General features: G+C 47.0%; 11 protein-coding genes and 1 pseudogene. 3 read left to right on the top strand and 9 right to left on the bottom strand.

Features of this window, described 5'->3' with window-relative positions:
• Window positions 1-248 precede the first annotated feature (248 nt).
• Entirely contained in the window at window positions 249-545 is a 297-nt protein-coding gene (locus S7335_RS21990) for a hypothetical protein (RefSeq protein ID WP_227500093.1), read from the bottom strand.
• A 123-nt stretch (window positions 546-668) separates the two neighbouring features.
• On the opposite strand from S7335_RS21990, the gene S7335_RS21985 reads away from it, so the two are divergent.
• The gene (locus S7335_RS21985) at window positions 669-1,604 is read left to right on the top strand and encodes an HNH endonuclease (protein ID WP_006457772.1); all 936 of its coding nucleotides are present in this window, start codon (window positions 669-671) and stop codon (window positions 1,602-1,604) included.
• A 544-nt stretch (window positions 1,605-2,148) separates the two neighbouring features.
• Here S7335_RS21985 and S7335_RS21980 read toward each other — a convergent pair.
• From S7335_RS21980 to S7335_RS21965, 6 genes and pseudogenes are all read right to left on the bottom strand, one after another.
• The gene (locus S7335_RS21980) at window positions 2,149-3,030 is read right to left on the bottom strand and encodes an RNA polymerase sigma-70 factor (RefSeq protein ID WP_006457948.1); all 882 of its coding nucleotides are present in this window, start codon (window positions 3,028-3,030) and stop codon (window positions 2,149-2,151) included.
• A 3-nt stretch (window positions 3,031-3,033) separates the two neighbouring features.
• Window positions 3,034-3,375: an FMN-dependent NADH-azoreductase gene (locus tag S7335_RS29020; protein WP_006458351.1), complete on the bottom strand. Its 342-nt coding sequence runs from the start codon at window positions 3,373-3,375 to the stop codon at window positions 3,034-3,036.
• Window positions 3,376-3,419: 44 nt separating this feature from the next.
• On the bottom strand, window positions 3,420-3,665 hold the full coding sequence (locus tag S7335_RS29015; protein WP_006458095.1) for a hypothetical protein: 246 nt from the start codon (window positions 3,663-3,665) through the stop codon (window positions 3,420-3,422).
• Window positions 3,666-3,770: 105 nt separating this feature from the next.
• Window positions 3,771-3,998: a helix-turn-helix domain-containing protein gene (locus S7335_RS29300; RefSeq protein ID WP_369791695.1), complete on the bottom strand. Its 228-nt coding sequence runs from the start codon at window positions 3,996-3,998 to the stop codon at window positions 3,771-3,773.
• Window positions 3,972-4,309: pseudogene (locus S7335_RS29600) on the bottom strand (recombinase family protein); the annotation flags it as partial. The gene S7335_RS29300 and the pseudogene S7335_RS29600, both read right to left, overlap by 27 nt.
• Before the next feature lie 281 nt (window positions 4,310-4,590).
• Complete coding sequence (locus S7335_RS21965) at window positions 4,591-4,953, bottom strand: helix-turn-helix domain-containing protein (RefSeq protein WP_006457955.1); 363 nt, start codon at window positions 4,951-4,953, stop codon at window positions 4,591-4,593.
• A 129-nt stretch (window positions 4,954-5,082) separates the two neighbouring features.
• On the opposite strand from S7335_RS21965, the gene S7335_RS21960 reads away from it, so the two are divergent.
• On the top strand, window positions 5,083-5,970 hold the full coding sequence (locus S7335_RS21960; protein WP_006457819.1) for an NAD-dependent epimerase/dehydratase family protein: 888 nt from the start codon (window positions 5,083-5,085) through the stop codon (window positions 5,968-5,970).
• 444 nt (window positions 5,971-6,414) lie between these two features.
• On the opposite strand, the gene S7335_RS28570 is transcribed toward S7335_RS21960, so the two are convergent.
• Window positions 6,415-8,202 carry a VCBS repeat-containing protein gene (locus tag S7335_RS28570; RefSeq protein WP_006458379.1) on the bottom strand — a complete coding sequence of 596 codons (1,788 nt, stop codon included), beginning with the start codon at window positions 8,200-8,202 and terminating at the stop codon, window positions 6,415-6,417.
• Between the two features lie 1,200 nt (window positions 8,203-9,402).
• Here S7335_RS28570 and S7335_RS21950 point away from each other — a divergent pair.
• Window positions 9,403-10,104 carry an IS6 family transposase gene (locus S7335_RS21950; RefSeq protein WP_006458158.1) on the top strand — a complete coding sequence of 234 codons (702 nt, stop codon included), beginning with the start codon at window positions 9,403-9,405 and terminating at the stop codon, window positions 10,102-10,104.
• A gap of 384 nt (window positions 10,105-10,488) precedes the next feature.
• On the opposite strand, the gene S7335_RS21945 is transcribed toward S7335_RS21950, so the two are convergent.
• Entirely contained in the window at window positions 10,489-12,792 is a 2,304-nt protein-coding gene (locus tag S7335_RS21945) for a CHAT domain-containing protein (protein ID WP_006458447.1), read from the bottom strand.
• Window position 12,793 lies beyond the last annotated feature (1 nt).

Genomic DNA, 12,793 nt, shown 5'->3' with positions numbered 1-12,793 from the left:
AGCCCCAGCGCTAGACTGTTGTGCTGCGCGATCGCCTCAGCCTCTAGATAGGCAGAGTGATCGCCCTAATCCAAAGCAATTTCCTTACCAACGATGCCGTGAGCGACATAGATGGGGCAACTCCCTGTCTGACTGCTCCATTTGTGTCACTGGTGTCAATGATGTGTCTGTTACCTTCCAGTTGATGTGATGAGGTGATATCACGTTCATGTAGAGTTGTGCTCTGACTGTAGAGCAGAGCGATTGCATTAGCGTTCGTTTGCCCCTATAGATGTCGGGTGATTCTTATGGTTGCCGTTCTTGGTCTTGCTATTGATCCGAGAGAGAGTTGCTAGCTGCTGCTGGCTCATATGATTAGGATGCCAAAGATCTCGATGACGATAGAGCGTTTGCCCTGAGACACGATAGTTAGAAAGTAAAACAAAGCGTGCGGTAATGCCTTCAGGGAAAGCGTTTTGCTTGCAAAGCTCGGTAACGCACTGCGAAATATACGCTCTAGCCTTAGCTGCCTGCTGCTCATTCCAAGTAGATTTCTGTTTTCCCACCATTGCTATCCCGCTTGCATAGGGTAAGTATCGCTACTTTGACTTCATTCAGCAACCCAATCCTACGCAGTCGCAGCGATAAGTTTGTGTGGGCATTCTGGGCTATGAGCAAAGGAAGCAGCGATGACAGGCGACGAAGAACCAAGAGGGGTAGGGTTTCTCAAAGATGCGCTGGCTGAACGTCTAGGCCGACCCGCCGCTAGCCGAGCAGCCAGAGGCAATTTATTCGAATGGTACATTATCGATCCGTGTTTCTCCGTGATTCAGCGCGTTGGCAGTCGTAGAAGCGGCTATCGGTCTGGGATACAAGTGAGGGACGGAGACATCTCCTTCTACAACGTCCATTCGCGTACGCCAGCCAAGCAGCTCAAAAAGAACCTCAAGCAGCGGCCTGAAGCCATCATTAGTGCGGCAGAGGGGTGCCTTCATCTGAGAGATTATCACTACCTGCACTTTTGTTCTCGTCAGGTAAGCCGTCAGACTGGAGCTAGAAGGTGGGCAGATACTGTCAGAGTGATCAAGTCACCAGAATGGGAAGAGTTCAAAGCAGAGATTGAGAAAGATCTAAACAGTTTAGTCAAAGACTTGTTTCCTGAGTTGGGAAGTACAGGCCATGTCGGCACTGGTGAGGCCATGCGCGGAAGTGACTTTAGTCTTTTCTTAGCCGACTACCAGCAGATAGAATTTGCTGTAACTGACAGCTTGGCCGCAGAACGAGCTGCCGCAGTCATTGATGCCGCCTGGCATCTCTTCTCGTGCCTTTATACGTGGGAACCTGTGAGAAGGCGCGATGCCTCTCTTCGCCGCGCCATGCTTTCTAGTCCGGGACTATGTGATTGCGAGTACGAGCGGATTGCCGGTGTAGCGAAGACAGCGTGTGATGGCAGTGCTGTAGAAGCAGCCCATATCATTCCCTATGCCAGAGGTGGAAGTGATCGGGCCTGGAATGGAGTATGGCTATGCTCGAAGCATCATCGTGCGACAGAAGGAAAGCTATCGGGTCGTCGTACAGGCCCAGCTCTTTCAGAGGTACAGGTAAGGTTTACAGCTAGTAAGTGATAGCGTGATGACCCGCTGAGGTGATGAGGTGTTATCGCGTTCTAGTTGAGTCATCTTTTGTCGAGAGGAGTGATTGCTTCAATCTTTTCTTGTCAGAGTGATCACCTCAATTTTGTAGACACTACTAGTGTCAATGATGTCGATGGTGCTGTCTACTCCACCATCGAGAGCGATCACCTTAGTTCTGACTGTCAATGGTGTCAGTGGAGCTAGAGCAGGCTTTGGTCTTTAGCAAAGCATAGAGCAGCGACTAGGAGAGCGAAGAAGAGAGTGCCCCCGAGTACATCGTGACCGTGGATGACACAGCCCACTACTTCAGTGTGCCAATAGCTGATACCAAAGAGCGATCGCCTTGGTCGTGCGTGATGGTGTGATGACACGTTGACAAACAGACGGCTTCAGACTATCGAGAAACGATGTGCCAGCGGATGGAAAGTTGGCGAGCGCTCACGAGGGTAAGGCTGATCGCATAGGTTCCTCGGATGACACTTACTGAATAAAACTGTTCTGAAACCAGTTTATTGGGCTCAACTTGACAATGCCATTATGAGACACCGAAGTGAGAACGCATACTATCGAGCTTCTCCGGGTTGGCCACTGCAAAGATAGTCTGAATGCGACACTCCTTGAACTCAAAACTGAAAACGCTCTGAGGATTGTCTTCCACACTGTTAACTATGCCAGGTTGTTCATTGACGTAAGCAAACTGAGAAGTCATTGGCGGAATGAGGCGACTGCGTCGGAGCGCGAGCAGAAAACGGGCTACTTTCTGAGAACCTTTTAGCGGATAGCGCGCAGCTGTCACCTTACCACCGCCATCCGAAACGAAGACAGTATCTTCTGTCATTATTGAGATCAGCTCACTGAGATTGCCTTGCTGCCAGCACTCTAAGAAGCTCTCCACTACCTTTGCTTTCTGCTGAGGTGTAGATTCTATACGAGGTTTGTGACTTCTCAGATGCTGTTTCGCCCTATGCACTACTTGACGACAATTCGATGTGCTTTTACCCACTGTTATAGCGATGTCTTCGTAGCTGTAGTCAAATACTTCTCTCAGCAGAAAAACAGCACGCTCTGTCGGGGAAAGATATTCGAGTAGCTTCAAGAAAGCAAACGATAGCGATTCTGCTAAGGTCGCATGTTCTTCAGGATTCTGGATAGAAGCGATTGCTAGCGGTTCTGGTAGCCAGGTGCCCACGTATCGCTCGCGCCGAACTCGCGCCGACCGTAGGTAGTCGATACAGAGCCGGGTAACAATCTGTGAGAGATAAGGTTTAGGCGTCTCAACAGATGTTGTTGTTGACTGCCAACGAATCCAAGCCTCTTGCAGTACGTCTTCTGCTTCAGTTGCACTGCTTAGCATTCGATAGGCGATCGCAAACAGTAGTGCTCGGTGCTGGTTGAATGTGGCTAGCTTATCCATCATGCCCTACCACTGCTCAGCCAGCTGCACCAGCTCTTTTCTAGCTGCTTGCGTACTTTGCTCTCTCGCATCGTCTGCCATGAACTGATTGGGTGCAGCCACTACGACCACATCGTGAATACCGATGAAGCCCAATACTGACTTCAGATAAGTGTCGCAATAGTTCATGTCCGCCAACGGTGTTCCTGGAGTGAAGTCTCCGGCACTAGGCGTAATAATCAGCGCTTTCTTATTCCCTGCTAGCCCTTTAAATTCATGAGTAGAAGGATCAAAGCTGAATGTCCGGTTGATACGGATAACATTGTCTAGATACGCTTTGAGTGGACTAGGCACGCTGAAGTTGTACATCGGCACACCGAGAATAAGATAATCGGCCCATAGCAATTCTTCGATCAGTTTTCAGACACGGATAGCGCGTTAGTCATCTCGGGTGATCGCGCCTCGGGTGGGGTGTAGTTTGCCTGCGTCCAGAGCGCATTTGGATGAGCCGGTGGTTTAGTGCCTACGTCCCGTTGACGGTGCTGAATTTGAGCGCCTGCTGTTCGGCAGCTTTGACATGATTGAACGAATTCGTTGCTAAGTGCTCGGGAGACTGATCCGTCTTGCCGAACGCTTGATTGAATCTCAAGTAGCTTCATGGTGGTAAAAACCTCAGAATCGCCTATACCCATAAGACGAGGTAAGCTGCGTATCTGTGACAAAGCCATCATCATTCAGGTTATGGAGTAAGACACTTTTTCGGTTTAGCCAACGAGCCGATAGTAGCTAGCGCGGCTAATGCCAACTTTCTCACAGATATCTGTAATACTCATTTCACCCTCATCGGCAAGACGCTTAGCTTCCAACTTCTGCCCTTCGGTAATACTCTTCTTTCTGCCACCTCTACGGCCTCTGGCTCTAGCTGTTGCTAGTCCTGTCAGTGTGCGCTCACGAATGATGTCTCGCTCTAGTTCTGCAATCGAGGCCGTCATCCGAAAGAAGAACTTGCCCATCGCTGAAGCAGTATCGATCTGCTCTTTCAGGCTTCCTAGCTCCACGCCTCGATTCTCTAACGCTCCGGCTAATTCAATCAGATGCTTGGTCCTCGGTCTAGCTTCCAGATAACAAGCGCGTCTCCTTTACGCAAATGGTCGAGACAGTTGTCCCATTCTGGACGACTGTCTTTAGCCCCACTCTCGCCCTGGTCGCAAAAGATGCGATCACACCCCTCCTTCTCCAGCGCATCAAGCTGCAAATCTAGATCTTGCTCAAAAGTAGACACCCGAGCATAGCCAACCTTCATGTTTCCGTCTCGCAACTCGTCTATATCACTCAATAATGATACATAGATAATGAAACAAGTTATGAGACATCTCAAACGGACAGAACTCGTTCACTGCTTTGGCTTCCAAAACTGTCTTACAAACGGTCATTTTCGAGACTATAGTACAGAGTGAATCAAACGAACTTCTTTGGGCTAGTAAAAACCATAGCTGGTTATAAAGCGACAACTCAGAAACCAGTGGGTTTCTGAGCGGATATTTGCGCTAACCGTCTAGACAAAGAAAGTTCGGCATCAACACTCTACTTTTTGGGTTGAGTGCTTCTTGAGTACTTAGTCACCTCAACATAGTTGACTCCCCATTTCTCTAAAGAGCGTAGCGTCGGTTCCAAGGACATGCCTAACTCTGTTAGAGAATACTCAACCTTCGGGGGTATTTCTGGATAGACCTTTCTACTGATGATCTCGTTGTCTTCCAATTCCCTCAGCTGCTTTGTCAAAATCCTCTGCGATAGCTCAGGGAAAAGGCGTTTTAGCTCGTTGAATCGCTTTGTTCCATTCAAGAGGTGATACAAAATCACCCCCTTCCACTTGCCCGAGATAACTTCCAAAGCTGCTTCTATGTAGCAGCCACTCGCACCGTCGTAAGATTCGTGTCTTGTCATTTTCTCGTTTTCATAGCAGTAGATAGGAACAAATTTGTTACTAAGTCACAGAAAAATCCGTTCTTACATAATTCTAAGTAGTTTTGCATAATTGGCTCACAGCAAAAGGAGCAACAAATGAGAATTTTTATGACAGGGACATCGGGTTATATTGGTGGCTCAATCGCGACGGCGTTAGTAGCAGCCGGCTATGTTGTAGATGGGTTGTGTCGGTCAGAAAAAAAGTCGAAGCTGCTCAAACAATCGGGGATTAATCCGGTCATGGGTTCTCTGAGTGACGAAAAGATACTTACACAGGCAGCTCAATCCGCCGATGCCGTTATCAACGCTGCTGATGCTGACGATCCGTTTGCCGTTGAAGTGTTGCTTCAAGCACTTGAAGGGTCAGGTAAAAAACTAATTCACAACAGTGGATCGAGCATTGTGGGTGATCGCGCTGCCGGTGAATACAGTTCTCGTGTTTTTCAAGAAGACATTCCTCGACCGATTTGTTTTGAGAAGATTGGTAGAGTGGCCGTCGATACTCACGTCATTAAGGGCAGTACAAGGGGGGTACATTCTATTGTCATGTGTCCCTGTCTGGTTTACGGCTACGGGACGGGCCTACACGCTGACAGTATTCAAATTCCTCTAATGGTTGCTACAGCTAATAAGTATCAACAGGCACGATACATCGGACAAGGTGAGAATGTTTGGTCAACCGTCCATGTTGAAGACCTTGTAGACGCATACTTACTGGCACTGGAGAAAGCGTCTGCCGGATCGTTTTTCTTCTTAGAAAGCGGTGAAGCGACCTTCAAAGAGATTGCTGAAACAATTCACTGTGAACTTGGGCTTAGTGAAACAGCTCAATCCTGGACAATTGAGGAAGCCGTTCAAGAATGGGGGCAAGAAGCGGCTCACTTTGCTTTTGGTTCCAACAGTCGCGTTCGTTCAGGCAAAGCGAAGAGCCTGCTCGGTTGGACACCGAAGCATTCGTCAGTGCTCAATTGGTTGAGAACAGCGTCAGATCTATAAACCGTGAATGTTCAGACAGAGATTCGAGAAGCCATAGGGTGATTCTTCACAAAATCGTACTATCTTGCATGTTTGACATTGAGAAAAGCTCTATATCTCGCGTCTCAAAAGATCTAAGACTTTAAAGGAAACCTATATCGAGACATCAATTGGAACACGCTTTTCCTTACGCCTCGAAAGGTATAGGTTTTGAGTAGGCAAAACGTACTAATTAAGGGAGTGCGATCACAACTCGAAAAGATAAAGCAGAGAGGGTTTTCCAAGTCCTAGAGTTTAGATAAGTTCATTTATACTGCTTTAGGCCTTTAGTAGCAGTGATACATATCGTTTGGCTAGAAAATCTCAAATTTCTATTCTGTTCACCGCACTATCTATAAATAGCCAGAAGACTATGCATCTATTCTTTTCATAGCCTGTCAAACAGTGTTCGACAAGCTATGAACGCTAATCCAAAGCAAAGTCAAAATTGTCTGCGGTTTCATGTAGCGCAGTTCCTGTTTGTAAAATGAACTGCTGAAAGTTACTAGCGCCTGAAAGAATATGGACTTCCGTTGCACCACTACCTGTTCCACTCTTTTTGATCGCGGCTAAATCTGACTTTCCATCCCTATCCCAATCAACAAAACCGAAGTCAAAATTGTCTGCGGTTTCATGTAGCGCAGTTCCTGTTTGTAAAATGAACTGCTGAAAGTTACTAGCGCCTGAAAGAATATGGACTTCCGTTGCACCACTACCTGTTCCACTCTTTTTGATCGCGGCTAAATCTGACTTTCCATCCCTATCCCAATCAACAAAACCGAAGTCAAAATTGTCTGCGGTTTCATGTAGCGCAGTTCCTGTTTGTAAAATGAACTGCTGAAAGTTACTAGCGCCTGAAAGAATATGGACTTCCGTTGTACCACTACCTGTTCCACTCTTTTTAATCGCGACTAGGTCTAGTTGTCCATCTCTGTCCCAATCAGCCATTCCAAAGTCAAAATCGTCTGCGGTTTCATGTAGCGCAGTTCCTGTTTGTAAAATGAACTGCTGAAAGTTACTAGCGCCTGAAAGAATATGGACTTCCGTTGTACCACTACCTGTTCCACTCTTTTTAATCGCGACTAGGTCTGACTCTCCATCCCTATCCCAATCAGTTAGACCATGATCGAAATTGTCTGCGGTTTCATGTAGCGCAGTTCCTGTTTGCAAAATGAACTGCTGAAAGTTACTAGCGCCTGAAAGAATATGGACTTCCGTTGCACCACTACCCGTTCCGCTCTTCTTAATTGTCATTAGGTCGTTAGACCTATCTTGAGGTGACGTGGCGAAAGATACAATCTCCTCCTGTGGGAGAGAGTGTTCTTCTATAATCTGCGAAACTCTAGCGCTTAGCCCAGGAGGTGTAACTATGATATAGGGCTGGTGGGTGTTTGGTGTTACAAGTACTCCCAAAGGACTTCTTTCTCCACGGCTATAAGTTAAGATTCCAAAACGTACGTCCACAGTGGATAAATCTATATCTAACGATATATCAGGGACTTTTCCAGTGCTCGCATAGCTTGCTAAAGCGGTTGCAATATAGTTAGGGGTAAGAGCATCTTCTATCTTTTTCAATTCTGATGCATACTCCCCTCGCATACTCTCTGGAGCTTTCTCAAGAGCACTGTTGAGATTTAGCAGCATCTCATTGTAACTACGGAAAGCTAAATCTTCAAAATAGTGGATCAGAGGAGAAGGGTTTTCTACGACTACAGAGGCTGCCGCAGCACTTGTAGCAAGATAGTATTCGTCATGATCTATCTCAAGACCATAGACAACTATTCCTTGATCTTCAAGACCTTGTCGTAACTCCCACTTGTTAGTAACGTGTCCGAAGTTTCGACTAATCGCCCCGTTCAGTGTCGTATCCGCAACGTTGGCCAGCTCCCCCCAGAGTACTCTATAGATAGAACTTGGATCATTATAAAATTTAGCAACGTCTTGCCATCTCACGCTGTCAATTATCTCACGGGTTTCTTCTATGCGGTCAGTTATACTTTGAACAACTTCTGAATTGCTCGGATCGCAGCCTCCGCTGAAGCAATTGTCTAGTTCGTCAAGAATGTCAAAAGCCTGAGCTTGAGGTGCGGACAATAGCAATGCTGTAGCAAGAACGGCCATGGCAGTTCTTTGTCGAAAGAGATGAACTTGATTGGAGTGGTTAGTGCTAACTAGACTGGAAAGCCGACGAAATACCAGATGATTTTTGTTCATGATTGGCACTCTCCAAAATAAAAGATGTTGTTATACGATTGAACTTTTGGAAAACTACAGATATCTCTCTATGAAATATCCGATAAAACTCTTGTTTGATAAACCTTATAAACAATCTATTATCCGTAGTCTTTAGTTGCTTATCAAAGCCTAAACCATATTATTACAGTTCAGTTTTTGAGAATTTTCTCTTGCTCCAGTAGATAAGTAGAAGATCCGAAAATTAGAGTTTATATCTCAATAGTTCTAACACGGATATACTCAGGCTTTATGGCCGGACTAATGACTGCGGCAACACAAACTAAGGCTAAAGCCATATCAGGAATAAAGGTCTCAGATTCCCTACCTCCAACGACTTCAAAGCTATGTCCCTATCTTGACAACTGTCTCACTAATTTCTTGGCCATTAGCCGTTAATCCTAAATCATTAGTAGTACATAGAGATAAAGGTGAAAACCTAAGCAAGATATTGAGCATATTTTGTCTTCATCAAAAACAAATGGAGCAGATAATTTAATTCTTATCACTTACTCAATGAATATTGAAACAACAGTTTCTAGATAGCCTTTCTATAGACTTACTCTTTCACTTTGATGACCCATGACTCAACTCTCTCTCAAATTGGCTTCTGTCTAGCATTTATTTGGAATTATTTACAATATTCTTCCTCTACAACTCCATTCATCGGTCATGTTTCCTATCCAATTGTTGCTGACTCTGACTTAGCAGCTTTTTACCAAAGTCATCTTTGTTTACTACGCGCATCGTCAGCATGATGTGCGCGTGGGGCCGGTGCTCTGGAAAAACTTAGTACCACCGCCAACCCGACTACAAACACAAAAAAGCGGTTATATACCAGCAGAGAATCAGATAGGTTAGGACAAAGGACAACGAATCCTTTATCCCTACCGCCTTAATGACCGAAAGGTAACCGCGCGATGGAGGTAGAGAGACTACTCAATACGCCGTCCCTACCTTCTCATCCGGTCAGCATCACTGGACTGTCGCCATCAGCTTTTGCATCCAGGCTTCTCGGCCATAAATACCTGCTAATAGATCCGAGACCTGAAAGGCTTGACCTAGCTCGTCCCACAAAATGTAGCGTCCCCCGCCATATACCTGTACGTCTGATAGCTCACGGTGGCATTGTCAAGTTGGCTAGAGTTGACTCCGGTCTACTGCCTCTGAGAAGCTTCAGCCATGAATAATCCTTACCGTGGCCACCGCTTCCCAGCCGACATTATCAGCTATTGCGTCTGGCTGTATTACACCTTCCCACTAAGCTTCCGTGACATTGAGAAAATGATGCTCTATCGGGGCATCACGGTCACCTACGAAGCGATCAGAGGATGGTGTCTAAAGTTTGCTCAGAGCTATGCCAATCAGATTCGCAAACAGCGGCCAAAGCCCGGTGATAAGTGGCATCTCGACGAAGTCGTCATCAAGATTAAAGGTGAACAGTTTTACTTGTGGCGGGCTGTTGACCAGCATGGTGTAGTGCTCGATATCCTGATGCAGCGATGCCGCAACAAAGCGGCAGCCAAGAAGTTCTTCCGAAAACTACTCAAACCAGCCGGCTTTGCCCCTAGAGTCATCATCACCGACAGACTCAAGAGTTATGGCGCTGCTAAGAAGGACATCTTGAGGAATGTAGAACATAGGCAGCATAAAGGATTGAACAATCGAGCTGAGAACTCACATAGACAGACCCGAGTTAGGGAGAGGCGAATGGGCCGATTCAAATCGGTGGGTCAGGCACAGCGCTTTCTGTCAGCCTTTGAACCGATACGTGGTCATTTCCATCCCCATCAGCACAAACAGACGGCTTCAGAATATAGAAAAACGATGCGCCAGCAGATCGACAGTTGGAGATTGATCGCAGGGGTCGGCGTGATCGCATAGGCCGAGCTGATAGCACTAGCTCAATAAATCTGTTCTAAATTTGCCTAGTTAAGATTAACTTGACGATGCCACTCTACGACTCCATTCTATCTCGTCTATTCAACCGCCGGAGTAATATCTACATTCGACTATCTCCTATAATCTTTCAATTAATTCAACTGCTGGAGTGTTAAAGTTATTTATGTTGACGACCATGACAATACAATCTAAGAATCGTGACATAAAACATTAGCTCAGCAGCTAGCTTGTAAGGAAAACTATACGCAAGCTATAGAAGACAACGTCTTTCACCCTTCTTCCAGGAGCCGGCTTCACCTTTAATAACTGAAAGGGTGAAAGGCGATCAAAATGATTGTGTTGATTACGCTACTGTCAAACCTAACCCTACAGCCAGCTTCCGATTAGTACAAACGGAGCCCAATAGTAAGGATGGGCGTAATCAGGGGTGTTTAGGAGGGATAGCTGGGCCTGCCTTAGCGCTTCTGTGCGCGAAGTTTGAGTTTGATTGAGTTCTTGATACAACCGACTCATCAGCTCAGCAGTAGAGCGGTCCTGGACGGACCAGAGGGAGGCAATGGTGCTTCTAGCGCCGGAGCGAACGGCTATGCCCGCCATACCTAGTGCGGCGCGATTATCTCCTTTTGCTGTTTGACAAGCGCTCAGGACCAACAGTTCAACTGGCGTCTGTAGTTCGCGCTGCTGTAGCAACCGCTCTAGTTCTCTGATCTGAAGCTGATTGTTCCAAGTGAGGATGAAGGTGTCCTCAGCTTTTGAGCTGAACTGGCCATGAGTAGCTAGATGCACAACAGAAAAGGGAACGTCTTCAATCTCTTTTGCAATATTTGGATTGGTGAAGTCCGCGTTGAGTAGGACTTGTGATGGAAACTGAGCGCGAATTTCAGCAACTTCTGCATCGACTGCGGGTAGAGCGCCGAACCCTTGCTGAGCGGCTGTTATACCGCCCGCCAAAACTTTCAACTGTTGACTATTAAGTTTGCTAGGTTCGAATAGCTGCAGCCCAGGAGTAAGGGCAACGCCATACTTTTCGATCAAGAACTGACTACCGTCGTGTAGAACAGACATCGGCACGCTACGCAAATAGTCATCTGGAACGAAGACCAGCCTTTCGATCGACTGCTCGGTGAGAATCGTTTCCGCTGGGCGAATCAGCCAGTCGTAGATCTGTTGGGCTGGAGCTAGAATTTCGGTGGCAGGAAAGGCTGGGTTAAGTGCCTGACGCAAAGCTTGAAAGGTGGCAAGCTGGTCAGGAAGGAAATTACCGTAGTGCTGTAGGGGCTGACCAGGTAGGGTAAGAATGACTTCTAGGCGATCGCCCAGCACAATCGGATAGATTACCGCTGCGTGCGAGTCGATCTCATCAATTGGACGTGGTTCATAGGTGAGGCAGGCTTCACGAAAAAAGTTTTCTAGTTCTGCGAGCTGAAGTGACTCGATCACATCTCTAGATTTGATTAGCCGCTGTTGTTGTTTATTTGCTGGCAGCTGGTCTACACCGTCGAGTAGCAGCGCCACTAGCTCTCGATAAACGGGCTCCACGCGCTGCTGAAAAGAGAACTGCGCTTCTGAGCCAGGCGCAACGAGGTCTTGATCTAGAGATTCGAGTAGGATAACGGCTTGGCTATACGCGGCGATCGCCTTTTCTTTTTCTCCTTGAGCGTTAAGAATCCTTCCCCGCTGCCACTGCCAGCTAGCGATCATCTCATTAGCCTGAAGCTGCTGGGCTTGTTGCAGAGCCTGCTCTGTGAGCAAAAGGGCATCTGACCACTGCTTAGCGTGTTCGTAAAATTTACCTAGTTGGCCCAAGACATAGGACTCGGCTCGCCGATCTTTGAGCGATCGCGATTGCGAAAGTGCGTTTGTCAGCACTTCGATGCCGCTTGGCTCTTCGCCAGGAAAAGATAAAAGCGTTTCAGCCAAGTTAATCTGAGCGTAAATTGTCCAGCGGCTAGGCGATAGGTCTGCTAGGCGTGATCGAACCTCTTCAATTAAAGGGCTAGCTAAAGACAGCGCTGCTTCTTCCGGCTGTTGAACCAAGAGACGACTTTGGTTCAAGGCAATCTCTAACCAAATACGCGAATCTGGATCTGCGCTCGCCAGCGCTTGCTGGTAAAAGTGCTGAGCAGTCTCTATTTCAAGCTCTGTACCAAAATTATCGGCTGCTTGAGCGGTATTGCCAAGCTGGAAGTAGGCACTGGCTATGGTGTTGGTGTCATTGAACTGCTGAGCAATTACCAAACTCTTAGAAAAAGCCGCTCTAGCCGCTTCTAACTGTCCTAACGATATAAAAGAGATACCTACTGTCTGTAAACTCTGAGCCTTGAGTAGAGAATCAGGGAGAGCAGAAAGGGTCTGTTGAATATCTACAACAATCTGCTGACTTTGTGAATAGTAGCCAAGCGATCGCAGCGCCTGAATCTGATTAACTTTGCTGAGCAAAACGCCATCGGTATCACCTTGACGCTCATAGTCTTGTTCGGCGGCCTGCCAGCTAGACAGCGCGGCTTCTACCGATCCGCTGCGAAACTGCTGAACACCTGTACGAATAAGCGATCGCGCTGAGGGAATGTCGGTTGCTGAGACTGAACTGCTTCCTGTTGAGATCGCCGTCAGCATGATTAGGCCGCAGGTGAGAATCAACAGAATTGCGTAGCGCAGTTTTCTCTTCATA

The organism is Synechococcus sp. PCC 7335 (assembly GCF_000155595.1).
Taxonomy (GTDB): domain Bacteria; phylum Cyanobacteriota; class Cyanobacteriia; order Phormidesmidales; family Phormidesmidaceae; genus Phormidesmis.
Note: the sequence above shows the minus strand (reverse complement) of the source record. Positions and strands in the feature narration are given on the sequence as shown.

What these genes read in the sequence shown, in the direction of transcription:
- S7335_RS21985 (WP_006457772.1), top strand. Translation starts at nt 669, where the DNA reads ATGACAGGCGACGAAGAACCAAGAGGGGTAGGGTTTCTCAAAGATGCG.
- S7335_RS21980 (WP_006457948.1), bottom strand. Translation starts at nt 3,030, where the DNA reads ATGATGGATAAGCTAGCCACATTCAACCAGCACCGAGCACTACTGTTT.
- S7335_RS29020 (WP_006458351.1), bottom strand. Translation starts at nt 3,375, where the DNA reads ATGTACAACTTCAGCGTGCCTAGTCCACTCAAAGCGTATCTAGACAAT.
- S7335_RS29015 (WP_006458095.1), bottom strand. Translation starts at nt 3,665, where the DNA reads ATGAAGCTACTTGAGATTCAATCAAGCGTTCGGCAAGACGGATCAGTC.
- S7335_RS29300 (WP_369791695.1), bottom strand. Translation starts at nt 3,998, where the DNA reads ATGACGGCCTCGATTGCAGAACTAGAGCGAGACATCATTCGTGAGCGC.
- S7335_RS21965 (WP_006457955.1), bottom strand. Translation starts at nt 4,953, where the DNA reads ATGACAAGACACGAATCTTACGACGGTGCGAGTGGCTGCTACATAGAA.
- S7335_RS21960 (WP_006457819.1), top strand. Translation starts at nt 5,083, where the DNA reads ATGACAGGGACATCGGGTTATATTGGTGGCTCAATCGCGACGGCGTTA.
- S7335_RS28570 (WP_006458379.1), bottom strand. Translation starts at nt 8,202, where the DNA reads ATGAACAAAAATCATCTGGTATTTCGTCGGCTTTCCAGTCTAGTTAGC.
- S7335_RS21950 (WP_006458158.1), top strand. Translation starts at nt 9,403, where the DNA reads ATGAATAATCCTTACCGTGGCCACCGCTTCCCAGCCGACATTATCAGC.
- S7335_RS21945 (WP_006458447.1), bottom strand. Translation starts at nt 12,792, where the DNA reads ATGAAGAGAAAACTGCGCTACGCAATTCTGTTGATTCTCACCTGCGGC.